Source organism: Falsiroseomonas bella (assembly GCF_003173615.1).
GTDB classification, from domain to species: domain Bacteria; phylum Pseudomonadota; class Alphaproteobacteria; order Acetobacterales; family Acetobacteraceae; genus Falsiroseomonas; species Falsiroseomonas bella.
This window is the reverse complement of record NZ_QGNA01000007.1, coordinates 129,816-154,689: the sequence shown is the minus strand read 5'-3', so window position 1 is coordinate 154,689 and position 24,874 is coordinate 129,816. Positions and strand designations below refer to the sequence as shown.

Annotated in this window: 21 protein-coding genes; 9 read left to right on the top strand and 12 right to left on the bottom strand. The window is 68.9% G+C overall.

Going from position 1 to position 24,874, the window contains the following annotated elements; translation table 11 throughout:
* Positions 1 to 6: 6 nt before the first annotated feature.
* Both DFH01_RS25610 and DFH01_RS28350 read right to left on the bottom strand, forming a co-directional pair.
* Positions 7 to 471 (bottom strand): hypothetical protein, encoded by a 465-nt coding sequence (locus DFH01_RS25610; RefSeq protein WP_109873368.1) that lies wholly within the window; start codon positions 469 to 471, stop codon positions 7 to 9.
* 613 nt (positions 472 to 1,084) lie between these two features.
* A complete protein-coding gene (locus DFH01_RS28350; RefSeq protein WP_158287901.1) occupies positions 1,085 to 1,819 on the bottom strand; it encodes a YfaZ family outer membrane protein in 735 nt (244 codons plus the stop codon).
* A 277-nt stretch (positions 1,820 to 2,096) separates the two neighbouring features.
* Between DFH01_RS28350 and DFH01_RS25600 the strand changes: the two genes are divergently transcribed.
* On the top strand, positions 2,097 to 4,655 hold the full coding sequence (locus DFH01_RS25600) for an arylsulfatase (RefSeq protein ID WP_199231411.1): 2,559 nt from the start codon (positions 2,097 to 2,099) through the stop codon (positions 4,653 to 4,655).
* Between the two features lie 569 nt (positions 4,656 to 5,224).
* On the opposite strand, the gene DFH01_RS25595 is transcribed toward DFH01_RS25600, so the two are convergent.
* The 10 genes from DFH01_RS25595 to DFH01_RS25550 all read right to left on the bottom strand — a co-directional run bounded on the left by DFH01_RS25595 (position 5,225) and on the right by DFH01_RS25550 (position 16,024).
* Positions 5,225 to 7,411: a hypothetical protein gene (locus DFH01_RS25595; protein WP_146217145.1), complete on the bottom strand. Its 2,187-nt coding sequence runs from the start codon at positions 7,409 to 7,411 to the stop codon at positions 5,225 to 5,227.
* Between the two features lie 193 nt (positions 7,412 to 7,604).
* Positions 7,605 to 9,458: an ATP-binding protein gene (locus DFH01_RS25590; RefSeq protein WP_146217144.1), complete on the bottom strand. Its 1,854-nt coding sequence runs from the start codon at positions 9,456 to 9,458 to the stop codon at positions 7,605 to 7,607.
* A 26-nt stretch (positions 9,459 to 9,484) separates the two neighbouring features.
* Positions 9,485 to 10,813 (bottom strand): hypothetical protein, encoded by a 1,329-nt coding sequence (locus DFH01_RS25585; RefSeq protein WP_109873363.1) that lies wholly within the window; start codon positions 10,811 to 10,813, stop codon positions 9,485 to 9,487.
* Between the two features lie 56 nt (positions 10,814 to 10,869).
* The gene (locus DFH01_RS25580) at positions 10,870 to 11,577 is read right to left on the bottom strand and encodes an ImmA/IrrE family metallo-endopeptidase (RefSeq protein WP_109873362.1); all 708 of its coding nucleotides are present in this window, start codon (positions 11,575 to 11,577) and stop codon (positions 10,870 to 10,872) included.
* Complete coding sequence (locus DFH01_RS25575; protein ID WP_109873361.1) at positions 11,577 to 11,945, bottom strand: hypothetical protein; 369 nt, start codon at positions 11,943 to 11,945, stop codon at positions 11,577 to 11,579. The genes DFH01_RS25580 and DFH01_RS25575 overlap by 1 nt, the downstream gene beginning before the upstream one ends.
* Positions 11,935 to 12,522, bottom strand: coding sequence for an RNA polymerase sigma factor (locus DFH01_RS25570; protein WP_109873360.1), 588 nt, complete (start codon positions 12,520 to 12,522; stop codon positions 11,935 to 11,937). Before DFH01_RS25570 ends, DFH01_RS25575 begins: the two co-directional genes overlap by 11 nt.
* Before the next feature lie 10 nt (positions 12,523 to 12,532).
* On the bottom strand, positions 12,533 to 13,531 hold the full coding sequence (locus tag DFH01_RS25565; RefSeq protein ID WP_158287900.1) for a DNA-methyltransferase: 999 nt from the start codon (positions 13,529 to 13,531) through the stop codon (positions 12,533 to 12,535).
* A 404-nt stretch (positions 13,532 to 13,935) separates the two neighbouring features.
* Complete coding sequence (locus DFH01_RS25560; RefSeq protein ID WP_233256291.1) at positions 13,936 to 14,157, bottom strand: hypothetical protein; 222 nt, start codon at positions 14,155 to 14,157, stop codon at positions 13,936 to 13,938.
* On the bottom strand, positions 14,154 to 15,512 hold the full coding sequence (locus tag DFH01_RS25555) for a recombinase family protein (protein WP_109873358.1): 1,359 nt from the start codon (positions 15,510 to 15,512) through the stop codon (positions 14,154 to 14,156). Before DFH01_RS25555 ends, DFH01_RS25560 begins: the two co-directional genes overlap by 4 nt.
* Complete coding sequence (locus tag DFH01_RS25550; protein ID WP_109873357.1) at positions 15,509 to 16,024, bottom strand: DUF2924 domain-containing protein; 516 nt, start codon at positions 16,022 to 16,024, stop codon at positions 15,509 to 15,511. Before DFH01_RS25550 ends, DFH01_RS25555 begins: the two co-directional genes overlap by 4 nt.
* Positions 16,025 to 17,092: 1,068 nt before the next feature.
* Here DFH01_RS25550 and DFH01_RS25545 point away from each other — a divergent pair.
* The 8 genes from DFH01_RS25545 to DFH01_RS28560 all read left to right on the top strand — a co-directional run bounded on the left by DFH01_RS25545 (position 17,093) and on the right by DFH01_RS28560 (position 24,781).
* Positions 17,093 to 18,313 (top strand): toprim domain-containing protein, encoded by a 1,221-nt coding sequence (locus DFH01_RS25545; protein WP_109873356.1) that lies wholly within the window; start codon positions 17,093 to 17,095, stop codon positions 18,311 to 18,313.
* Positions 18,304 to 20,571 (top strand): hypothetical protein, encoded by a 2,268-nt coding sequence (locus DFH01_RS25540; protein ID WP_109873355.1) that lies wholly within the window; start codon positions 18,304 to 18,306, stop codon positions 20,569 to 20,571. The genes DFH01_RS25545 and DFH01_RS25540 overlap by 10 nt, the downstream gene beginning before the upstream one ends.
* 46 nt (positions 20,572 to 20,617) lie before the next feature.
* Positions 20,618 to 21,121, top strand: coding sequence for a hypothetical protein (locus tag DFH01_RS25535; protein WP_109873354.1), 504 nt, complete (start codon positions 20,618 to 20,620; stop codon positions 21,119 to 21,121).
* The gene (locus tag DFH01_RS25530; protein WP_109873353.1) at positions 21,118 to 21,627 is read left to right on the top strand and encodes a hypothetical protein; all 510 of its coding nucleotides are present in this window, start codon (positions 21,118 to 21,120) and stop codon (positions 21,625 to 21,627) included. The genes DFH01_RS25535 and DFH01_RS25530 overlap by 4 nt, the downstream gene beginning before the upstream one ends.
* Positions 21,628 to 21,641: 14 nt before the next feature.
* Positions 21,642 to 22,253, top strand: coding sequence for a hypothetical protein (locus tag DFH01_RS25525; protein ID WP_199231410.1), 612 nt, complete (start codon positions 21,642 to 21,644; stop codon positions 22,251 to 22,253).
* 501 nt (positions 22,254 to 22,754) lie between these two features.
* A complete protein-coding gene (locus DFH01_RS25520; protein WP_109873352.1) occupies positions 22,755 to 23,246 on the top strand; it encodes a hypothetical protein in 492 nt (163 codons plus the stop codon).
* 363 nt (positions 23,247 to 23,609) lie between these two features.
* Positions 23,610 to 23,834 carry a hypothetical protein gene (locus DFH01_RS25515; protein WP_233256290.1) on the top strand — a complete coding sequence of 75 codons (225 nt, stop codon included), beginning with the start codon at positions 23,610 to 23,612 and terminating at the stop codon, positions 23,832 to 23,834.
* Between the two features lie 98 nt (positions 23,835 to 23,932).
* Positions 23,933 to 24,781: a DUF3489 domain-containing protein gene (locus DFH01_RS28560; protein ID WP_199231409.1), complete on the top strand. Its 849-nt coding sequence runs from the start codon at positions 23,933 to 23,935 to the stop codon at positions 24,779 to 24,781.
* Positions 24,782 to 24,874: the final 93 nt, after the last annotated feature.

Genomic DNA, 24,874 nt, shown 5'->3' with positions numbered 1-24,874 from the left:
CCGTCGCTACTCCAACTCGATCAACAGCCCGTCGCCACCGATCTGCAGTGCGACGCCTGTACGCTGCGGACGGAGCTGGATGGACACGCCTGCCGGGTTACGTAGCCAAACGCCACCGCGCACCGCAGCAGAGCCCGCGACCGCGCCCGCACGCGCCGCACCATAGAGGCCGGGGAAGTCGGCGAGTCTGGAGAGCGCGTACACGTCGCCATTGGCCCGGAGTTCGGAGATGCCGACCCCGCCGACGCCAAGGCCGCGGACGCGAAAGCGGTGCGTGTGACCCTCGAAGGTCAGCGTGCCGCTTCCCCAGGACACGCTGCCGAGCAGGCTCACCTGGGTCTGCGTGATGGTCACATGGCCCACCGGGTGCGCGGGCTGGGCGCTTCCCGTTCGCGCCCCGATGCCGGCGGCGAGGACCGTGACCAGGCCGGCCTTGCCGACGGCGCGACGGGTGGATTGGCGGGATGTCATCCTGGGGGTCTCCGCGAAGGACTGGGGCGGCTTGCGCGACGGGGAGCCCCCGGCGCCTGCGGCCGTGATGCTTCCGCCGGTTCGAGCGCTCCGGGTCGGTACCGGGGGGCGCCTTGCGTGCGCCACGGCCACGCGGAGCGGAAGCGACGAAGTGGATGGCTCCTAACGGCCGGCCCGCGGATCAAGCGGTCCGCGGGGGTCCAGCGGTCCTCGCGGATCGAGCGGGCCTCGCGGGTCCAGGGGACCCCGAGGATCGGCCAAGCCACGCGGGTCGGCGGCGCCGCGCGGATCGAGCGGCCCGCGCGGGTCGAGCGGACCTCGGGGATCGGCCAATCCGCGCGGATCGGCCGCGCCACGCGGATTGGCGGGTAGGCGACGGCGTGGCGCCTGCGCCTCCGCGCGCCGCGGGGCGAACAGGGCCAGTAGACCGAGCCCTGCAAAAGTGCCGAAGCTCGCACACACGCGCCGGGTGAAACGCCGGTCGTCTTCTGCCATTGCTTCGGTCATGTCGTCCCCATGAATTCAGGCCGATCTTGGGCACAGAGACGGCCGCATCCGGCGAACTCGCCGCCGCCGCGCGGATGCGAACGCCGGTCAACGCCGTGCCGCGTCCTCAGAAGCGCAGACTCACGCCGATGATCGGCCCGGCCAAGTCGAGCGAGATGTCCGAGCGGCCCTTGTCGTAATCAATATGAATCCAGCGATAGCCGACCGACGCGCTGATGTTCCGAGTGATCTGCCAGTCGAGCGTAGCCATGACCTGGTAGGTCAGTTGCGAGCCGACGCCGAAGCCGCCGATGTCGCCATAGCCGGTGATGGAGAGGCTGTCGTTCAGGCGCAGAACACCGCGCGCGGAGATCACCGGGTCAACCCAGCTTACCGAGTTGTCGATACTGCGTCCCCGCAGCCTGCCGGCATCAAGTGTGAGTTCGGTGTCGAACCACCAGGCGCGCACGCCACCGCCGAGTTCGAACCGGCCCGTCTGTCCCTCGGCAACCGTGTACAGGCCGATCGCCGACACCTCGGCGGATTGTGTCCGCGCGCTTGCGCCGCTGAAGGCGCCGTGACCCGGAACCGGCACGCCCTGCTGCAGGTTGAGGTAGAGCGTATCCATGACAAGGCTGAAGTTCCCCCGCCGCGCCTCGAACAGGCCCATCGCGGAAAACTTCATGGTGCCGAAGATGTCGCCGAAATCGGCGGAGAAGCTTTCCGAACCCTCCGCGGTGGTGACTTCGCCGCCGAGACCCGAGAACCAGACGTAGGGAGACAAGGTGAAGGTCCACTCATCCGGCGCGGCGGCCGGCGCCTGCGCGATGGCGGGCGTGGACAGGAACGCGAGCGCGCCCAAGGCCCTGAGAAGGGATCCCGCCCTCGGCCCGCAACTACCCCACGTCATGCCATCCTGCTCCCCATAACCGACGCTGTCCGGAACGGACTTCAGGTTAGATGGCAGGGCGGATCGCTGTCGATGTTCCCAGAGGCAATTTGCCGATTCAGGATAGCGGGTCCCTGTCGACGCCCACGAACCATTCTGCCACGTCAGGATTGCGGGCATTGTCGGCACCCGGCCGGACGCGTGAAAGAGGGATCTCTCTATGTTCTGCTGCTTGCGCATGGGGGCATCGATGACCGCTTCCCCGTCCATCGCCGCCGCCGGGGGCGACCCTGACGTGGCGCTTGGGCGGAAGCAGGTGAACCCCGGCGCGACGGGCTCGCCGTGGCGCGGCACGGTCGGCCGGTGCATGCGCTTCGCGATTCGTCTAGCCGGCAGCCTGGCGGTGACCCTTGCGACGCTGGTGCTCGCCACTGGGGCCGCGGACGCGCAGCAGTTGCGCGGCACGCCCGGGTCGCCGACCGCGGTGGAATTCCCCGATTCCCGTGTGCTGCCGCAATCGCCCGCCCCCTTCGCCGGCACCATCAATCCTTCCGCGCGGGACAGCACGCCCGCCTGGCCGCCCACGCTCGGCGCGCCCGAGAACGCGCCGAACGTGCTCCTGATCATCACCGACGATGTCGGCTTCGGCGCGCCCTCGACCTTCGGCGGCATCATCGAGACGCCAGCGCTGGAGCGCGTGGCGCAGACCGGGCTGCGCTACACGCAGTTCCACACCACCGCGCTGTGCTCGCCGACCCGCGCCTCCCTGCTAACCGGGCGGAACCCGCATTCGGTCGGCTTCGGCGCGGTCGCGGAACTCTCGACCGGGTATCCCGGCTACAACGCCATCATCGGCGCGGATACCGCGACCATCACCGAGACGCTCCGGCAGAACGGCTATTCGACCGCTTGGTTTGGCAAAAACCACAACACGCCGCCCTGGGAGATCAGCCCCGCCGGCCCCTTCGACCGCTGGCCCACCGGCCTCGGCTTCGATCTCTTCTACGGCTTCATGGGCGGCGAGACGAACCAGTGGGAGCCGGGCAACCTCTACCGTAACACCACGCGCATCCTGCCCTTCGAGGGACGGCCGGGCTGGAACCTGACCACCGCCATGGCGGACGAGGCCATCGCGCACATCCGCCAGTTGCACGAGGTGGCGCCCGGCCGTCCGTGGTTCATCCACTACGCGCCGGGAGGCGCGCATGCCCCGCACCACCCGACGCCCGAATGGATCGCCCGTTTCCGCGGCCGGTTCGACGAAGGCTGGGAGGTGATCCGCGAGCGCATCTTCGCCAACCAGCGGCGCCTGGGCGTGCTGCCGCCGAACGCGGTGCTGCCGCCCTGGCCGGACACGCTGCCGCGCTGGGCGAGCCTGTCGGCCGATGAGCGGCGGCTCTACGCGCGCCAGGCCGAGGTCTTCGCCGCCTACCTTGCCTACACCGACCACGAGATCGGCCGCGTCATCCAGGCGGTGCGCGATGCCGGGCAGATCGACAACACGCTGGTCATCTACATCAGCGGCGACAACGGCGGCAGCGCCGAAGGCCAGATGCACGGCACGCCGAACGAGTTCGCCTTCTTCAACGGCGTCGAGATCCCGGTCGAGCAGCAGCTACCCTTCATCGACGAATGGGGCGGAGAGAGGACCTATCCGAACCTCGCGGTCGGCTGGACCTGGGCCTTCGGCACGCCGTACCAGTGGACCAAGCAAGTCGCGTCGCATTTCGGCGGCACGCGCAACGGCATGGCGATCTCCTGGCCGCGGCGCATCGCGGACCGCGGTGGCGTCCGCCACCAGTTCCACCACGTGCTCGACATCGCGCCCACGATCCTGGAGGCGATCGGCATCCCCGAGCCGCGTTCGGTCAATGGCGTGGCGCAGCGGCCGATCGAGGGCATCAGCATGCTCTACACCTTCGGCGCCGCGAATGCCGGCGCGCCGTCGCGCCGTCGCACGCAGCATTTCGAGATGCTCGCCCATCGCGGCATCTACCACGATGGCTGGTACGCCAACACGACGCCACCGACGCTGCCCTGGCAGAGTTCCGGCCACGCGCCGGAGGATGTCGTCAACGGCTATGCCTGGGAACTGTACAACCTCGCGGAGGACCCGACGCAGAGCCGGAACCTCGCCGCGCAGTATCCCGACCGGCTGCGCGACCTGCAGCAGCTCTTCCTGATCGAGGCCGCGCGCTACCAGGTGCTGCCGCTCGACAATTCGAGCCTGCCGCGGCTGATCGCCCAGCGGCCCGGTCCCTCGGCCGGGCGGCAGGAATTCGTCTACCGCGGGCCGGGCGGCGGGCTGCAGGCCAGCGTGGCGCCGTCGCTGCTGAACCGCGCCTATCGACTGGTGGCGGAGATCGAGGTGCCGGCCGGTGGTGCGAACGGCGTGATCGCGACGCATGGCGGGCGCTTCGCAGGGTGGGGCTTCTACTTGCTGGAAGGCCGGCCGGTCTTCACCTGGAACCTGCTGGACCTCGAGCGGGCGCGTTGGGAAGCGCCAGGCGCGCTGCCTCCTGGGCGGCACAGCATCGCCTTCGAATTCCAACCCGATGCATCCGGGGCGCCCGTGGGGCGCGGTGGAATCGGCATCCTCTCGGTCAACGGACAGGTGGTGTCACAACAGACGATGGCGCGGACGCTGCCCTTCGCCGTGCAGAGCGACGAGACCTTCGATATCGGCCTCGACACCGGATCGTCGGTCGACGACCGGGACTATCGGACGCCCTTCCCCTTCACGGGGCGCCTGGAGCGGATCGTGGTGACGCTGGGCGAGTCCACCCTGCCGAGGTCGCCGGCGCGGTGAGGCCGACCGAGAGGCAGTAGGTGCCGCCACGGAAAGACCTCGGCCCCATGGGGTCCATGGGGCCGCCTGTTTGTCTCCGGAAGCCCCCGCGAGCCATCGACGGTACGAGGAGTTCTTGCATGAGGGACAGGGCATAGATAGGCAGCATCGGAAGCAGGAAGGCGATCGCCTTCACTTCGCAGGCGAGCCGTCACGTTCGCTATCCCGACCAAGCCGACGCGCTTTTTCCTCCCCAGAGAATTTCAGTCCCCGGTTCCCACCGCTGCTCCAGTCGGTCTCATCACAACCTGTCTCTCCTGACCGGGACACCGCGCTGAGGCACAGGTTTCCTGCGGTTTTCGGCCGCGACCTTGACGGTGCAAGGCCGGAACGAGGACGGCTTTTCTCTCCGAAATGCCGGAGACTCTCCGAACCTTGAGGGTTGGCCGGTTTCTCCAACAAGGTTTAACGCCTTGTTTTCAGGCCATCTTCGGTGCGGCTCCCCTGCTCGGATTCAGCATTTCCATCGCCTGACCAAAGCAACAGAGAGTAGAAAATCCCGATTCGCACCCAAGCCGGCAGGCACATGTTCAATCCGATCGGCCGAGCGCACCGGCAAGGTTGCCCGGCCGCGCCGCAAACGCCCGGATGCTAGCCGGGCGCATAGGCAACGTGACGTGGACCAGCAACAGCGGCTCGTCGGAGTACGGGCCGTGCTCCCGCAACCTGGCCTCGGCTTCATCGGCCACGGCCCGCGGGACGTCGCCAGGGCGCGTGGCCACCAACACGTAGGGGCGCGACGCCCCGATCGTGGAATGCCGGTGGACCGCGACTGCGTGCCCCGACGTGCGCGCCGACGCGACGACGGCCCGGACATTGCGATCCAGCTCGTCCTGGGCCTCGAGGGAGAGATCGCGGAGCAGCAGGGCGGCGCCAATCCAGCCCGGCGGCCGCTTCCGGGTCAGGGCGTCAAGGACGCGCTGGACGAAGGGCGTTACTGCCTTCGGTTGCTCGCTGGCAGCACGCGTCCCGGCGCTCAAGGCTACATCAAGGTCGTTGGAGATGCCGTAGATCATGAGCGGTGCACCGGGCGGCCGGTCGCTCGTGTCCGAGAATCCGTGAGCCACGTAGAAGGCCAGGAGGTCCAACTCGTCTGCGAGATAGTCGCCCCGCTCCTCGAAAATCGCTCGCCGGGACAGGTAGTGGAGGATAGCCGTCGGATCAGCGAGGCACCGGGCGACCACATCCAGCATGCCTATGGTCATGGTGGGAGCCAGCGAGATGTCGGCAGGGAGCAGGCCCGCGGCGCGCAGGGTCGGGGCGCTCGCGGTAAGGTGGCCGATGCCCTCGAGAACCACGTTCAGGCGGATGACGCCCTCGATGCGCGCCGGATCGACGTGTAGGCGCCTGCCACCCTTCGCCTGCAGGGTCACGGGCCCTGCCGCGTCCCCGATGAATGCGGCAAGCCGCGCGGACTGGATGGACGCATCAACGACGAGCTTCCCGAGTTCGGCCCGCAGGCGCTCCAGCCCCCCGCGGCGGGCGCTCTCGGCGAAGCGGCCCGACTTGGCCTCGACAAGCAGGAGCCAGCCGTCGAGCAGCAGGACGACATCGTTCTCGTAGCGGCGAGCATCGGACGGATCCGTCCAAGCCACGCCGGGCCAGACCCCTGCCCCCGGGAGGGCAACCCGCAGGATGTCGGCCGCTGTCTGCTCCAGCATCGAGGCGCGGGCCTCGGCCAGCGCCTTGCTGGCATCCGAGTCGTCCTGCGACAGGTAGCGGATGATCTCGGGAGCGAAGCTCGTTAGGGTCGAGGCCATCGGCAGAAGCCAGCGGCCCTCCGCCCTCACGAACGGGCGCGACCAGACGGGGTTCGCCAGGAACAGCCTGTCCACGGGGACGTCTGCTAGGTCGCCTAGCGACATTGCGAGCTTGTCAACGAGCGCGACGGCCGCCTCCACCGTGACATCGGCCCCGGCCTGGGCGGCGGCGGCTGCCACGTCATCGAGACTGATGCTGACGGCGTCCGCCACGAATAGGTCAGAATGGGAGACAAGCCCGAACTTGAAGGCGGCGAGGTTTTCCCCGAAGCGCTCGCGCGCCCAGCCCACGTCTATCGGCTCGGTGTGCGGGAAGGCCCGGTTGTACGCCTCTGCCATCGCCTCGAAGCTGGGCTGGAAGAGGAAGCGGCGGACCCGCGCCAAGTGGGCCTCAAGCCGATCTGCGCATTGCCTGGCCAGGGCGCGAAGCAGCGGATAGACCGCGCTAGCGCGAAGCCCGTGGAGGCTCCGGAAGTGCGGGTCGAGGGGCCGGACGATCGGCAGGAAGATGCGCAGGATCTGCTCGCCGTAGAACTCCCCTCGGATCGCCCAGGTGTGCATGCGCATCGTCTCGGTGACGGCGCGCGCCTGGGCGCGCTCGTCGCCCGTGTACTCGTAGTTCGCCCACCCCCGCATCATTAGGGCGTCCGCGAGCGGCCCAATGAGATCCAGGGCCTCTGCGACCTGCTGCGGCGTGCCGATCACGCCCGTGAAGCTGGCCGGATCGCGGCGCAGGATGAGCGCCTGGAGGAGTTCCGCGTGCGCCTGGCCGATGCCCTTGATGCCTTGGCTGCCGGACATCGCGCCGACCACTACGACGAGGCCGACCAGGCTCAGGACGTGGAAGGGCTCGAAGCCGGACAGGGTCTCGTCGAGCCGGGCGACAAGGGCCTGGTACTCCTGCTCGGCCCGGCGCCCGGTGGCGCGGATGAACTCCGCCCGCTCCTGCGGTCGCATAGCAAGGAACTCATGCTCCACCACCCGCAGCCCACCTTGGCGGGCTCCTCGCGGTTGCGCCCCAATCGTTCGCCGTTCGCTCACCCCGCACCTCGTGCCTGTAGCGCCCATCTGCTGACCGCTGTCACCAGTGCCGACCTCAACGGGCCGCGCTGGATAGCCCAGGCATGATGAACTCGGTGCGTGGCTGCCGTCAGTCGACCATCCGGAGCTGGCAAGGCGACGGGTCGATCGTGGTCATGACGGGCCGAGCAATGTGTGTGAAGGAGCATAGGGCCTGGCCCGGGGCCAGGTTCGGCAGCGAGTTCCAGGTTGCCTCGTTCACGCCGGGGACGACCTTGCGCAGGCGGTTCACCACGCCCGTGTCGGTGAGCTTGTGCAGGATCCAGTTGTTGACGAGGCCGAGCACCTCGTCGGGAAGGTGGCTCGGAAGCTGCGTCACGAATATGAGTCCGAGGTAACGCTTGCGGCCGCGGCGGGCGATGCGGGCAACCTGGTCGAACAGATTCGGCATCTGCTTGATGCGCTGCGCCGACAGAAACTCGTGGGCCTCCTCGATGAAGATGTTCACTCGAGTCAAGGGCTTCGGCTCCCTGTTCTCGCGCAGCGCGTCCTCACGCTCCTTATAGAGCTCGTCCTGGCGCATCTGCAGAGCCCTCAGCATCTGCGCGATCACGAGGTTGCGGAGGTATGGCGCGTCCATGTCGCTGAGGTCGACGATAGAGATCTGGCCGGGGACGAGCATCTCGTCGACGTCAATGCGCTCTTCTTGTGTTTCCGCGAACACACCGGCCTTCTTCATGCGCCAAAGCCGCTTAGCGATAGCCTTCCAGGACCGGGAATCCTTCTCGATCTTGCGCGCGTTGAGCGTTTGCTTAAGCGTGGTCTCGTGACCGCGGAAGCCGTTCGTGCGTCCCTTGTACCGGTCGATGTCGCCCTCGATCATCTCGATGGCTGCGCCAACAACGTCGAGCATCATTTCGATTGTCATGCGCGGCCAGCCGCTTTGGAGCTCGTCGATTTCGAGGGCCTGTCGCTGCTCCTCATCGTCCGCCGGAAAGATCTTCTCGCGCTCCATGGTGATGCGGCAGATCTCGTAGGCATCCAGAAGGCGACGTTCCTGCGGCTCGCTCAGGTCGAGCACCTCGGTGAGCACGTGAGGTGATAAGTCGTCGAAGGCGATCTTGAAGTCGCGCTTGCTTGGGTGTTCGGGATTGGCGGGCGCGCGGCCGGACAGGTAGAACAAGCGCGTATTCGCCGCCCCCCGCGCCTGCAGCTTGCGTTTTCTCAGCGCCGCGAGCATCTGCGGGTTATCGGTCGGACGGTCCATCGTCGTGTACTCGCCCTCGATGTCGAAGACGACGACTGCGTTCCCCGCCTCGGCGAAGTTCATGATGCTGCCAGACACCGTGGTGCTCTTGCCGCCGCCGGTCGTGCCGAGGATGGCGAGATGTTTGAAAAGAACGGACTTCTTCGCCGCCGGCACCTCCACGGCGATCGAGCTCACGCCGTCCATCAGGCCTAGGCGCACTGGCATGTCCCCTGGCGGGATGTCGAGCCCGAGCACCGCCTTGACCTCGTCGCCGTCAAGGAGAAACACGGGGCTGTTGGGGCAAGGGCGGCGGACGGGTGGGATCACCAAGCCATCGACCCGCTCGCCGAACACCTCCACCTGTGCGATGCTGTGGTACTTCGGCGTCAGCACTGCCCCGTGGGCCGCCGCGACAACGAGGGTCGGCGCGGTCGCGCCAAGCGCGTCGGGCTCGGCGAAAGGCCCCGAGGCGACGACGCCCAGGTACTCCGCCTCGATTTCATTGGACCGGGGGTGGATGCTTGGAATGCGGACGTAAGCCTCGCGGCTGACGTTGCCGATCTGGTGCTCAGGGACGAGCACGGTGACGGTGCCGTCTTCAGAGCCGGGGCGGTCGAACATCGTGCGGGCGCAGGAGCCCCTGTACGCCTCCGGCTCCTGGTAGGCCCCGCCGTTGTCGTTGCCCGTGCGCTCGAGCTGGTCGGCGGCCATGGCGATCTTTTCGGCTGCGTTCAAGGACCCCTCCTGTGCCGTGACGGGCGTCACGCCCGGGTGTTGCGTTCGCCGAGAAAGCGGAACGGGGAACCGCTGCGCGCCAGAGCGGCGTGGACCTGGGCCGAGAGGCCGCCGGGCTCGAACATTCCCTTGCAGGTGCGGTCAGCGATGTCGATGAGGTTCGGAAAGCCGCGCGCCTCCTGCAAGGCGCTGTCGGCCATCACGATCTGCGCGGCTTCGTGCACGTGGTCCTCATGCGCGTAAAAGACTCGTCCCGGGCAGAGGGCGGAGGCGCGGTACACCCCGAGCAGCACCTTGGAGCCGACGTCCTCCTGGAAGCTGCGGACAGCCTGATAAAGGCCCGACCTCTTGTAGTGCGGGCGCTCATAGCTGCTGCCCGTGATGTAGCCCTCGATGATGTCCTTGGTATTCCGCAGCACCGCGTATTGGAGAGGGTGGAGCGCGTTCGCGATGGTCACCACCGCCTCGTCGCTGATCTCGCTCGGGACGAAGATGAACCTCCGGTGCTCAAGGAGCAGGCGGCGGAGCATCTCCAGGCTTGCAAACGCCATCTCGTTGCGGCCCGACCCGACGATGAGCTCGTGCGGCATCGGTCCGCCATGGCCCAGGCGCCACGGACGCTCGGAGCGGTCGGCCAGCATCGCGCGCTCCGCGTAGATCATGAGGGCGCGGCACAGCATGTCGCTGATGTTTATCGGCTGCCCATCGTCGCCGAACTCACGATGAGGCACCTCGCGGTTCTTGCGCCGGGCACGGCGGGAGAGGAACTCCAGCACCTCGTCCTCGGCGTTGCCGTTCCGCCGCATGATGTCATGGCGGTAGAGCCGGTGCCCGATCGAGCCGCCGTCGCCAGTGCCCTGGTATGAGGTGAGGCAGATGCCGATCTGGACGACGGTCACCGGCAGGGTGCTGACGGTGACTCGGGTACCGTCGCAGGCCTCGACAAGCCCGTTGAACAGCACGTTGCGGATCGCGCGGGTGATGACCTCCGGGCTGAGCGTGTAGATGCCGCTCTCGCGAGACGCGTCGGGCGCGCTCGGGAGCCCGTCCTCCAAAGCCTTCAGCACGCGCGGCGCCATGTCGTCCTCGAACTGGGCCGCCAACTCGACTTCCCGCTCCAGGCGGGCGGCAAGCAGATCCATGCGCTCACCGGAGGTCCAGGTGTCGAGGTTTAGCGCCTTCCGAAACTCGGCTTCGAGCGAGCTGGCGACCTCGACACCATCCATGTCGTCGGCGGCCTCGTCGGCGTCGACATAGCGGCGGTCGGCGACGAAGCTGGCCGATTCCCCGGCGTCCGATCCTAGGCCGTCGCTGTGATCGCCCTGCGGCAAATGGTTGATCTCGTCGAGCGCCACTGTGACCTCCGGTTCGTCCGCTCTGTCCTTCGGCTCAGCCACAGGAAGTTCGACAGCTATTTTTGCCGGAAAAGGCCGATGACGCCGGGCGAGGTCCGAGGCCGCCCGATCACGCCAGCAAGGCGGGCCGCGACGGGTGCCGGCAGGCCGAAGCGTTCGCGGAGCGGCCCGGGGCCGCCGCCACGCATAGCCCGGAGCTCGCGCCAGGGGGCCAAGAGCTCGACCGCGAGGTCGTCGGCTTCGTCCTCCATGGCGCTGATTACACCCGCGTGCCCGGTATGGCCGCGGTCCATAGCGTGCCGGAACGGCTCGATTGGGACATTTCGCAGGGCGGCGGACAGCTTTTCTCCTGGGGTCGCTGGACGAGTTCGGTCGAGGACAGCGAGGATGCGGGGGCCGAACGCAGTCACGGCCTCCTCGCGTGGCTTGAGGTAATGGAGAAGCAGGTGGGCGACCTCATGGGCGATGGTCATGCGCTGCTCGTCCACCGGGTCGTCCCGGTCCACTAAAATGAGAGCCTTGCCCGCATCGGCGATCAGACAGCCCCGCAGTGGACGTGGCGCACCGTCTAGCCAGGGATCCGCGCCCACACGGCAGAGGAAGCGGACGACCGCGCCGGTGTGGAGGCTGGCGACGCGGTGGACAGCCACCGGTAAGACCCGTGCTGCCGCACGCTCGACGTCGGCCGGGCTCCCAAACCGCGCGCGACCTCCGGCCCCCTCCCAAAAGGCGTTGGCGACGTCCTCGCTCCGGTAGCGCGCCATCACTCGTCCGCCTCGTGGTCACGAGCCGCGAGCAGGCGCCCGGCCTGCGAGGCGTCGGCCGGGTGGGCGCTGCCGAACCGCTCTACCGCTTCGGCAGCGCGCAGCAATGAGATCAGCCGGTCGGCGTCGATGCCGAGCGCGCCGGCGATCTCCGCAACGTCCCCGACCCAGTGCTCGTCGCGCGGGCGTCGGCACAGGGCGAGTTCAGTAAGCGCTCGCCCGCTACAGGCAAGCGCTGCGGCGGGATCCTCGTCGGGGAAGGCCTTGCGCCAGGCCTCGAAGAGCCCGGCGACCAAGGGCGCGGGCCCACGGGCGGCCCGTCGGGCAGCGCGGGCCAGGAAGTCGTACGCCGGTTCTTCAGAGCTCATCGCGCAACCTCTTCAACCGGAGGAGCATGCGATCCTTGGCCTGCTTCACAATCCGCTCGACGTTGGGCGCCTGCGGGTCGAGCCCAAGGGCGTGCGCAAAGGCCTCGGTCTTCTTCTCCTCCTGGAGCAGGAGAGTGAGGAGCCTGGCCTCAGCCTCGTTCGTGGCAAGCCGGTGCCCGTAGAGCTTCATGATCTGCCGCGCGTCTATCGCATCTTCCCCCCTGAACACGTCCTTCGCGCGGGAGGTCCAGAATTCGACATCGCCTTCGACCTCTTTCAGCAGTTCGCCCCGTCTTCGAGAGTTGCGGATGTGGTCGATTGCATCCCGCATCGCGATGCGACAGAGGAAGGACCACAGTGAGCCCTTGGCTGCGTCGCAGCGGTGGGGATCGGTCGCGTAGACGAGAATGGCGTCGGTCGCGAGGTCGTAACTCTCCTCCTCGGAGAGGCCTCGGAACTTGCGCCGGAGAACCGCCTGAATCGGACCCTGAGCCTCTCTGAACAGATCGAGAGAGGCCGTCCGGCTGCCGTCGAGGATCCGCTGGTGGATCTCGTTCAGGCGCTCCTTGAGGTCCATGGAGGCGCCTTCACCGACGGCTGAACTTCGTAATTAGGCGCTGACGGGCGAGGGTCACGTAATGCGAACTGAGCTCAATCCCGATGGACGGGAGGCCGCGACTGGCGGCAACCGCAAGCGTGGTACCGGATCCGACGTAGGGATCGAGGACGACCCCCTTCTTCGGGCACCCCACCGCGAGACACCGGCTGACCAAGGCCTCCGGAAAGGGAGCGGCATGGCGGTAGCGGCGCATGGCATTCGGGGCCGGGATGTCCCAGACGTCTTCCTGCCCGTCCAGGCCGTCCCGGTTGAAGTGGTACTTGCCGGACTTGGTTAGGATGAAAACCGTTTCTGTGGTGTTCCAAGGGCGGTCCCGAACGCTCGGCTCGGCCAGGGGCTTGGGCTTCCGCCAAATGACCGACGATCGGAGGACCCACCCGTCGGCCTGGAGCGCGAGCGCCACTCTCCACGGAACGCCTAGGAGGGACTTTTTCGGCAAGCCGAAGCCAGGTCTGTCGACCGCCCTGTACTTCTGTCGCGCGACACTCCGCCAGACCTGTTTCGGGTCGCCGCCGCGCGGCTGTCCCTTACCCGAATAATATGTGTCCGCCAGCACAACGAAGGCGGTGCCTGTCGGCTTCAGAACCCTGAGTACCTGGCGGAACACGGCGGCAAGCGCCTCCACATAGTCCTCAATGGTGTCTTCCTGGCCCGTCTGTCCGTCGACGCCATAGTCGCGCTGCCAGTAGTAGGGGGGGCTCGTCACCACGCAATCGACGAAGTTGTCGGGAAGCCGGCTCACGCCCGCAAGGGCGTCATCGTTGCTGATGATCCAGGGGACGTCGCCCCGGTAACCGTACTTGACCTTGGCCAGGGTTTCGGGGTCTAGGAGCTTGAACGCTGCCTTCTGCTGGCCCTTGAGGCTCTTGAAGCGTGCTTCCGCGCGCGTCTTCGAGACCTCCTGGGGCTCTCCCGCCTGCAGCCCGCGCAGTATGCCGATGGTATTGGCCTTAGTCACGTCGTCCACCTCGATTCGAATCCCTATCCTCTTACGCCTGACTCCGAGGTTCAAGCGAAAGCAGCGCGGTGTCGCCCGACATCACCGGGTGGACAATGTTGGCCGTCTCCTCTCCCATCGGCAGCAAGTAATCTGGGAAGGGGTCTAACGTCTCGGCCGACAGCTGAATGCATTCACTGGGCACGGACTGCCACCTGCCCGCCGTGGTTCGAACCTGAAGACCCAGTGGTGGACGGAATTTGGCGATCACGCGCAGCAAACGCTGCGCGTTGTCTGTCCCACTCAGCCCGAATCGGATCCATAAGCGTCGCCAGCCCGAGGCTCGCGACCTGCCGCCCGTCCAGGGCTGCCTCAATAATGTCCGGTGCGAGCAGCGTTAGCTGTAGGAGCTGACCGAGATAGCCCCGATCGATTCACTCCGCTGCCGCCATTTCGCTGATCGAGCCGTAGCGTCCTTCGTCCAGCAGCTTCTGGTACCGGAACGCCCTGGCCAGAGCCTTCACCGAGGCCGGATCGGCCCGCGTCGGGAGTGCCGCCTCGCCGCCGTCCTGCACCGGCGTCACCACCGTCTTCCGCCCCGGCCGCCGCCGGATGGTCAGTGGCACCCGGACCGTGATGCTGGTCGCCACCGTCATGCCGCCACCTTCAGAGCTTCGGGCGCGACGGCCGTGAGGTCTCGGACGAGGCCGGCCAGACCCTCCACGCGGAGGCGGATGTCGGCTCCGGCCGGCCCCACCACCACCCGCTCCACCAGCGCCCGGACGATCCGCGCCTGCTCCGCCGGGAAGAGCTCGCCCCATAGCGGGTCGAGCCGAGACAGCGCGTCTCGGACTTCGCCCTCCTTCAGGTCGGGAGCCTCGGCCCGCGCGGCGAGCCAAGTGCCGACGACGACCTCCGGCTGCCGCAGCAGCGAGCGGACCTGGTCCACGACCGCCGCCTCGATCTCCGCCGCCGACACCCGGCGCACGATGCCGTCGTCCCCGGCAGCCGCGGCGTCGCCCTTCAACACCCGTTGGGCGACGTAGTAGCGGTAGAGCCTGCCATTCTTCACGCAGTGCGTAGGTGACAGCGCCCGTCCGTCCACCCCGAAGATCAGCCCCTTCAGCAGCGCCGGCGCGTGCTGCCGATTCTGCGCCGCTCGGCTCCGCGGGCTGACCTGCAGGATGGTGTGCGTCCGGTCCCAGAGATCGCGCAACACGACCGCCTCGTGCTCGCCGCGGTAGACGTTCCCCTTGTGCGTGACCTCCCCGATGTAAGTCCTCAGGTTCAGGATCTTGTAGACGTCACCCTTGTCGAGCGGCCGACCCGACTTGGCGGTGATGCCCTCCGCCTGCAGGCGGCGCACCGTCTCGACGCCAGAGCCGGTCTCGACGAAGAGCTCGAACACGCGTCGCACCCGCGCCGCCTCGGCTTCGTTCACCACCAGCCTCCGATCCGCCACGTCGTATCCGAGCGGCACCTTCCCGCCCATCCACATGCCGCGCGCCTTTGACGCTGCCACCTTGTCCCGGATGCGCTCGCCGATAATCTCGCGCTCATACTGCGCAAAGCTGAGCAGGATGTTCAGCGTCAGCCGTCCCATCGACGTGGTCGTGGAGAATGACTGAGTCACACTCGTGAAGGTGACGCCGTGCGCCTCGAACGTCTCCACCAGCTTCGCGAAGTCCATCAGCGAGCGGCTGAGCCTATCGATCTTATACAAGACAACAACATCGATCAGGCCTTGCTCGATGTCGGCCAGCAGGCGCTTCAGCGCGGGGCGGTCGAGGGTGCCGCCACTGAACCCGCCATCATCGTAGCGGTCGCGGACGAGCACCCACCCTTCGGCGCGCTGAGACGCGATATAGGATTCACAGGCCTCGCGCTGCGCCTCGAGCGAATTGAATTCCTTGTCCAAGCCCTCGTCGGTAGACTTGCGCGTGTAGACCGCGCAGCGGAGCTTCTTTACCGACGCGGGCATGGCCCCGTCCGTCAGCTTGCGGCGGCTCATGCCCCAGGCCTCCCCTTCAGCCCGAAGAAGGTCCAACCGTTCCAGCGCGTCCCGGTGATGTGCCGCGCGATGGCGGAGAGGGATCGGTACGGCCGCCCCTCGTACTCGAAGTCGTCGGCGCGGACCGTCACCACGTGCTGCACGCCGTCGTACTCGCGCACCAGCCGCGTGCCCGGCAGCGGTCGGCTGTCGGCGCGGATCCGCCGCAGCACCACGTTCCCGCCGTCGAGCTGTTCCCCGAGCGCCTCGAGCCGTGCCCGCGTCTCGGGCCGCAACCCGCCGTATGCGAGCTCTTGCACACGGTAACTGAGCCGGCTCACCAGGTAGGGTCGGTTGAAGGGCGGCGGCTCCTTGCCGAACAGCATGCGCCACTGCTCCCGCAGCTCCGCGGCCGTCGCGGTCTGCAGCGCCGCGAGGCGCGGCAGGACCTGCGCGGGCGGGATCTTGGTCGGCGCTGGCGCCGGCGGCGCTGCGCTCTCCTGCTTCGCGTTGGCGGTCGATCGTCGGGTCATGCGACTCCCTTTCTCCTGGGGGTCGCATGCAGGCGCTGCGGCGCAGTGGAGTGTAGGCGAACGTCTCCCGACCCTCGGGCCTGCTCGGCCGCGCGCGCGAGATCCGCGGCAGCGCGGCTGCGCAGCCGCAGCTCGCCAGGGGCGAAGATGCCGCGGGCCTCCCAGAAGCGCGGCGGAATGCGCAGCGGCGGCTGTGGCGGGATGCTGTCCATACTTAGCATTACCCAGCCTCCCCGGAATCCGTCCCACGGCATCGGCCGTTTCTGATCATCACAGCGACAGCATCGCCGGCCACGCTGCCAATGATTGCCGAGCCGGAGACCGCGGCGTCGATGGTCTGGATCGTCTGGCGCATGCGCGTCACATGCCAGCTCCGCGCAGTCCGGCGCCATGCACCAATGTCGCTGCGAAATCCGCATGGCGTGGAACGCAACAGGAGAGCGCTCGCGAGGGGTGCTGTTGTGTTCATCGCGCGCACCATGCCGAGCGCAGCGCGCCGCGGGGAGTGCGTTCTTGTCACGCGCGTAGCCGAGCGAAAACAAACGAAGCGCAGCGTGGCCGCAGCACGGGCCGCCGCTGGTGATCGCGGCCGCGACTCGGGCACGGCACACGCGCTGCCGCGGCAGGGTTCAGACGGGATGATGGCGACCATGGAGGTCCCTCCGACACGCAATCCTCTGCCCCTCATTTACCGATCGAGCCCGCCGTTCTTCTCACGCGCCTCGCTGGAACGCAGACGATCGTCCCCCTCCGGCTGATTACCGGGGCCACCTGTGACGTGTTCCACGCCGGTACCCCGCTCGGGCTTGGGAGCTTGGCGAGCGGTTCGCATCGCAAACCCCCGAGCAGTAGAGATGATGAAATTCTCCGACAGTCATCAGATCCGTATTTCGCGCCCGGTTGCTCTTGCTTGCCGATCGATAATACTGAAATCCGTTCTCCACTACACAAGCCAAAATACTCTTGCGCGGTAATCATCATCGACCTACTTTGACCATGTGAATAACTGCAGCCGGCAATCAACGCGGCGCAGCTCACGCCCCATCCGACAGACAGGACGATTCCCGCATGCGCGCATCGTCGCCCTCTGCCGTTTCAGACGCGGTCTCCGACCTGCGCGACCTTCGCCTCGCCCTCATCGCGAACTGGACGTCGCTGCTGACAGAGTTGCTCGGCAAGCCGGCTCGGCGGACGGCTCGGCAGTGGCGCTGGAACCGCCGCGGCAGCCTCTCCGCGGTCGTGAGCGGCACGAAGCTCGGCACTTGGTTCGACCACGAGGCCGGCACCGGCGGCGGGCCGCTCGAGTTGATCGCGCGCGAGCGCGGTGGCGACTGGCGTGAGGCGGCCGACTGGGCGCGCCGCTGGCTCGGCATGCCGGTGTGGGACCCGACGCGGCCACGCCCCGCCGCAGCCGCCGCGGCCAGTGCCAGCGCTGCCACGGACCAGGTACCCGACCCTGCAGCCGCATGGGAGGCGCAGCTGCGGTACTACGCGCACCGCGCCGCGACGATCACGTGGGAGAGCGCCGGCCCCGCGGATCCCTCGCACGGCTACCTCCAGCGCAAGAGCGTCCGCCCGCACGGTATCCGGATGGAGTCGGGCGACGTGCTGGTGGTGCCGCTGCTGGACCTCGACGGCACGATCCACACGCTCCAGCGCATCTACGAGGACGGCACCAAGCGCTTCTTGTCCGGCGGTGCGAAGGCCGGCCACTTCACCCCGATCGGCGCTCCGCTCGTCGATGCCGCGACGATCCTGATCTGCGAGGGCTGGGCGACGGGCGCCACCGCGCATGAGGCGACGGGCCTGCCGGTGGTCGCAGCCATGGACGCAGGCAACCTCAAGCGGGTCGCGCCTATCCTCAGGGATCGCTACCCGTCAGCGCGGCTAGTGATCCTCGCCGACAACGACACGAAGCCCGGCCGCGTGGACAACCCCGGCGTCACGGCCGCCATCACCGCCGCGCGCGCCGCTTGCGCCCTCGTCGCGATCCCGCTGGAGCCCGGCGACTTCAACGACCTGGCGGCCGCGCAGGGCCTCGAGGCGGTCCGCGAGATCATCGCTGCCGCCGCGCCCCCGCCACGGCCACTGCCGACCTATGCGCTCGCCTCGCTTGAGCTGGTCGGGGCGCGGGCGGCGCTGGAGGACCGGATCGCCGACTTCATGGCTGATGTCGCGGCGTACTGGACCGCCGATCCGCTTGAGGCCGAGCTCGCCCCGCAGCCGGGCCCGCCGGACTGGGCCGTCCGCGCCACAGCTGACGCCGCGCACGGGGCGGCATGCTCCTAGACTTCAACGCCGCGCCCCGTCCGCCACGTCTCGCCCTGCCGGTGGCCGTGGGCCTCGGCAAGACCACCGCCATGCAACGCGGTCTGGCCGGCCTGCTGCGTAGCGGTGCGTTGCGGGGCAAGACGGTGGTGGTCGGCGTGCCGCGGCACGACCTCGCTGCGGAGCAGCGCGACGCCTTCGCGGCGCTCGGCGTGGAGGCAGCGCTCTGGAAGGGCCGCAGCGCCCCGGACCCGCGGCCGGGCGAGCCGGACCGGCTGATGTGCCTCGATCCCTCCGCGCCGTTCGACGCCATCGAAGTCGAGCGCGTCGTCGAGACCACCAGCTGCAAGGTGACCCGCGACGGCGTGACGAAGATCTGCCCCCTCTACCACCAGTGCGGCTACCAGGCGCAGAAGCCGCCGCTGCGCGGTGCCGACGTCGTCATCACCGCCCACGACACGCTGTTCCACATGGCCCCGAAGGAGCTTGGCGCCGTCGGCTTGCTAGTGCTGGACGAGGGCTTCTGGGCGGCCGGGCTCCGCGGCACCGACGGCAAGGCGCTGCTGACGCTGGACGGGCTTCGCCCGCATCTCGGCACGGTGCTGTGCTGGACGGCGCGCAACAAGGAGAACTGGGAGGCTACCGCCGACCTCCACGCCGCGCGTGAGAAGCTCTGGAAGGTCCTCGCCACAGCGCCGAACGGGCCGCTCTCGGTCGCCGCCCTGCGGGCCGCCGGACTCACCCCGCAGATCTGCCGGGACGCCTCCGGCCACGAGCACCGGCGGCTCCGCAATCCCGGCCTCTATCCCGGGATGGACCCAGCCGAGCGCCGGCGCCGCATCGCCGCCGTGCTGCCGAAGGAGGGCGAGCCCTGGGCGCCACCCGGCCGCACCGCCGCGATGTGGATGCTGATCGCGGAAGCGCTGGAGAACGACCACGACGTGGCCGGCGCGGTGCTGTGCGACGTGATGACCGAGAACGGCACGGTGCGGTCGCTGCGCCTGGCCTGGCGGGCTGGGCTGCGGAAGTCGTGGGGCGCCGGCGGGCCCGTGCTGCACCTCGACGCGACGCTGCGGCCCGAGCTGGTCACGCCCTTCCTGCCGGACATCACCGTCGCCGAGCCGGTGCGGGCGACCGAGCCGCATGTCCGGGTTCGCCAGGTGCTGGGGGCGCCAACCAGCGCGAAGGCCCTCGCCCCCGATGCGGGCGCGCCGGCCCGGGACCAGTCCGCCGCCCTGCTGCGGCGGCGCGAGATGGCCGCGCTGATCGCCCTGCGGGCGCGGACGCTGCGCGGCCGGGCGCGATCGGGCAAGGACCTGCTGGTGATCGGCCAGAAGGCGGCGGTCGATGCGCTCCGGGCGCTCGGCCTGCCGGCCAACGCCGAGGCGGTGCACTTCAACGCGCTGAGCGGCCTCGACCGGTGGCGCGAGGTCGCGGGCATGATGGTGCTCGGCCGCACGCTGCCAGCGCCCCTGACGGTCGAGGCGCTCGCCGCCGCCCTCACCAACCGCCCACCCCTGACCAGCCGGGGCGACGTGGCGTGGTGGTATGGCCGCGTGGAGCGGCGCATCGCGCTGGCAGATGGGGGCGTGCACGCCACCACCGGCGAGGAACATGCGGACCCGACCGCGGAGGCCCTGCGCTGGACGATCTGCGAGGGCGAGCTGGTGCAGGCCGTCGGGCGCGGCCGCGGGGTCAACCGCACCCCCGAGAGGCCGCTCGAGATCGACCTGCTGACCGATGTCGTCCTGCCCGTCGCCGTGCATGAGGTGCTGGCCTGGGAGGAGGTCCAGCCGAGCCGGCACGACATCATGGCCGCCGCCGGCGTGGAGCTCGAGAACGCAGCCGACATGGCGCGCTGCTTCCCGGAGCTCTGGCCCAGCCATGACGCGGCCCGCCAGGACGGGAGGAGTGTGAGAAACTGCTATTATAGGGATCTCCATAATAGCAGATCCTCACACTCCTCCTCGATTGTGAGCTACCGGCCCGCCGGGCCCGGCCAGAAGGACCGGCAGGCGCGGTTCGACCTCGCGCTGATTCCAGATCCTCGCGTCTGGCTCGAAGCACGGCTGGGGGCGCTGGCGCATTTCGAGATGCTCGGCAGCGAGCCTTCGCCGCCTGCGGCGGCTGATCCCGTCGCCGACGCGCGTGCCCGCCTAACCGCACTCAGCGCGCGGCTCGACGCCGCCATCCACCAGCGCCTTGCCACCGACCGCGCACGCCTCGCGGCGCTGTCGGCCCGTCTCGACGCCGCCAAGCCACACCCGGCCGCGGCCTGACCCGCGCTGCCCGCGGCGGCGCACCGACCATCCATAGGGAGAGACCATGATCACCGTCTATCGCGCCGGCTCCTTCGCCGAGGAGCCCGATCCGCCCTGGCGCATTGCTGCGCGCGACTACGCGCAGCCATCCGATCTCAACTGGGCGGAAGCAATCTCCGCGGAACTCGACTGCGAGGGCAACCGCATCGCGCTCCACGCCGGCAGCATCCGCGAGGCATCGGTCCTCTGGTGGACCCTGCCCGACGGCGGGCACTACGCCGAGTTCGAGTGCCTCTATCAGCCTGTGGCGGCCGTCCTGGTCCCGGACCAGCGCGACTGGCTCAGCTTCTACATCGCGTTCGTGCTGCCCTTTCTCCAGGGCCATGCGGCGGTCGCACTCGCCCACCGGCAGCAGCGCGTAGGTGACGTGCTCATCGCGCGGGCGCGCCACGGCGAGGGTGACCACGTCGACCCCACCACCGGCACATCGGAGTTCGACACGCACCCGCGCTGGAACCCCGCCCTGCGCGATCAGCACCAGACTACCGGACGCGGGAGGCCAGCATGACCACCAAGCGCATCACCGTGTTCCGTGCTGGTGTCTTCAGCACCGAGCCCCACCCACCTTGGATGGAGGCAGTGCATGCCGCAGAGGTCGAGCGGGAAGACTACGACGCAGCCCTCGACCTCGTGCTCGGTCAGCGCACCTCGCACACTGCGGTGAATGGCGTTGCTTGGCCCGCGGCGGAGGTCATCACGCGTCGCACGCCGGATGGCGGCTACTTCGTCGATATGATGGCGGAGGAGTACAGCCACGCCGAAGTTTGGATCCCTGACCCAGCGGATTGGCTGCCGTTCCACGTCGGCTACGTCGAGCCGTTCCTTATGACGCATGCCACGATCCGTCGCAACGACTGCCTCGACCGCCTCACCAACGCGCTCATCGCCTTCGCGCGGCATGGCGAGGGCAGGCACATCGATCGTTTGACCGGTGAGTCCCGCATCGACGAGCGCGAGGACGAGGAGCGACGCAAGCGCAGCGCTGCCGCGCGCAGCCGCACCACCAGTAACTGACGGGAGACGCCACTATGGCCAGCAAGCGCAAGCGCGCGACCACCCCGCGCGAGGACCTGTCCAAGCCCTCCAAGTGGCGGCTGCAGCACGGCCCCATCACCGCACCGGAGCGCGCCACCGACCCCGAGACGGGCGTGCCCGTGCAGCGGCGCCGCGCCGTCGACACCCTCGGCATGCTCCTGGAGAACGGCTCCATCACCCCGCAGATGCACGAGGCCGCGGAGATCTTCCGGACGCAGTTCCGCGCCGCAGCCCTCGACGGCATGCGCACCATGCCGCTGATCCGGGTGGCACGCGGCACCGGCGACACGCTGACCGAACGCCACGTCAGCGCCCGCCAGAAGGTCTCGGCGGCGATCAAGCACGTGGGTGGGATGGACAGCCCCGCCGGCAGCAGCCTCTGGCACGTGGTCGGGCTCGAGTGCTCGATCCGCGAGTGGGCCATGCAGCAGGGATGGAATGGCAAGGCGCTCGTCCCGGCGCATGGCCAGGGCATCCTGGTCTGCGCGCTCGGGACGCTCGTCGAGCACTATGGCCTGGCGCCCCGGTCTCGCCGTACCGCCGCAGTGGTCATGCCGCCGCCGTCGTCGGCCGAGGTGGCGGCCGGCCGCGCCGCACACGCCTGACCCGCCCGGCCGCTAGACGCGGAGGAGTGTGAGGTTTTGCTATTATGAATCTCCTTCTAATAGCAGATCCTCACACTCCTCCCGTTCTGGGCTTACCTTCTGGTCGGCGCCCACGTGCACGCACCATGGCGAGGTTACAATTGCCCCCGTAGCGGCGCGCGAAGCACCCAGTCTATCGAGAAGCTGCGCCGCGCTGATGGAGCTCGACGTGGCGGTGGCGAATGAGCCACAGCGTCGCCCGATCGAGATCGTGGCTCGCCAGCCGCAGGGTCCTTCCTGGCACCGCTGTATGCGGGGGGCGGAAGCGCGCGACCTCGCTAGCGCCAGGAGAGTTTTTCAGGGTTCCAGGCGGATGCCAGTTTGTTAAGAACGACTCGCAACCGATTGCATACATTGCATTCTCGTTCTGAGCGTGTCGTTGCCAGCCCCGGCCAGTTGCCGCCCCGGGCTGGCATCGCGCCCGCCCCGATTGCCAGCGCCCCTGCCGCGATGGAGAGGATCATGCCGGAGCGCACCACCTCCGCCCGCGAGGTCGCACGCCGCCTCGGCGTCTCGCACACCGCCATCCAAAAGGCCGAGCGGGTCGGGCGCATCAGTCGCGAGCCGGACGGCAACTGGGACATCGACCGGGTGCGCCACGACATGGCCGAGACGGCACGGCCGGGTCGCTCGCCGCTGGCGCCCCCGATGGAGGCGACCGCGCTCGGGCGGCTGACCATCGCGCGGTTGGCGCTACGGGTCGAAGCGCAGCGCCTCGCGCTCGATCGGAACAAGGGGCGGCTGATGGACATCGCGGCCGCGGACGCCCGCATCGACGAGATCGCGGGCGCCATGCGCGATGCGGTGCTGAACTGGCCGGCGCGGGTGTCCGGCCAGATCGCCGCCCAGATCGGCGCCGAGCCGCACCTCGTGCAGACGCTGCTGCAGGAGCATGTCGCGGTGCTCTTGACCGACATGGCCGACCGCTTCGAGGGGCAGGCGGTGGCTCTCTGAAGATGGCGAGCCAGTCGTCGGCTCCGGGCGCATCACGCCGTCGGCGACCTGCCCCGTCATCGCCGAGCATCCCAATGCTGACGCCGCGGAGACGAATTCCGCGCGGGGCGGAAGCCTGGCGCGGCGGCCGCATCGCCGTCACCTGCCTGTCGGCATGCTGTGCTGATGGCAGCGAACTTCCCACCACTGGGAATATCGCCAGCAACTTTCGTTTGCCGATCGGCGGGAAGTCCCTGCCCGGCAGAGATCATGATGTGATTGGGCTATATCGAAGAACGCAATCCGCGTTGTGACGATCCCGCTTGGCTCGGGCGCGGCACAGCGCGAATGGTCCGTCACGCGATGCGGATGACGGAGACAACGATGACGAAGCGCGAAGCCAACCAGCAGCGGAGCCTCGACGCCTTCCTCGCGAAGAAGGCGGAGTTCGACGCCCTGCTGGCGGAGTTGCAGCAGGCCAGCGACGACCACTTCGGGGCGGACCCGGAGGCGGTGCTCTGGGGCGAGACGGCCTGGCTCGCGGACGCCACCGCGAAGCTGAAGGAGATCGCGGACCAGCACTTCCGACGCGGCGAATACGCCCCCTGACGCGGGTCGCTCCCGCACCGCCCCGACCGGGTTCCGCCCGGCGGGGCTCCCGGCAGTAGGGGGCCGAGGGTCGGCTCCCGGAACCGGAGACCCCGACGATGAAGCTTTCGGACACGCAGCGCGCCATCCTCACCGCCGCCGCCGAGCACCCCGAGCACCTCGCCTACCCGCCGGAGCGCCTGCCTGCCGGCGCGCGCCAGAAGGTGGCGCAGGCCCTGCTCAAGAACGACCTGGTGATCGGCGTGCACCGCCCCGCCTACGACGCCATCGCGAAGTGGACGGTGGACGGCGACGAGATGCTGCTCAAGATCACCGACGACGGTCTGCGCGCCATCGGCATCGACCCGAACGCGGGCGACGCGCGCCAGGAGGACGAGCAGAGCGCCGAGGCCATCGCCCGCCGCAACGCCGAGCGCCGCGCTGCCGCGGAGGCCGTCGCGCCGGTGGCCGACACGGCGCCGACGGGCGGGGAGGACGCGACGGAGGGGGATGCCCCCGCGGAAGACGCCGAACCCGCCCAGGGCGCGCCCACGCCCGCCCCGCGCGCCAACCTGCGCGACGCCGCCACGGCGGTGCTGGCCGCCTGGGACGACGAGGCCAACCGCGAGACCGACATCGTCACCGCCCTCGACGGGCCGATGGCGGCTCTCCGGACCGCCCTCGCCGGCAAGCCGCCCCGCGGCGCGCGCGACCCCGGCGCCCCGCGCAAGCCGCGCGAGGGAACGAAGCAGGAGACAGTGCTGTCGATGCTGCGCCGCGAGGAGGGCGCCACCATTGTGCAGATCTGCGATGCGACCGGCTGGCAGCACCACACGGTCCGCGGGTTTTTCGCCGGGCTGAAGAAGCGCCAGGGGATCGAGGTGCAGGTGCTGGAGCGGGTCCGCCAGGTCGGCCCCAACAAGGAGGGCGCCCGCGGATCCTACACGGTCTACCACCTGCCGGCCTGACAGCCGCGCCGGACGCGTCGAAGGCCCGCCGCCGAAGGGTGGCGGGCCCTTGCTCGTGAAGGCCATCGTGAGCGGCGGCATGCGGATCCCCGT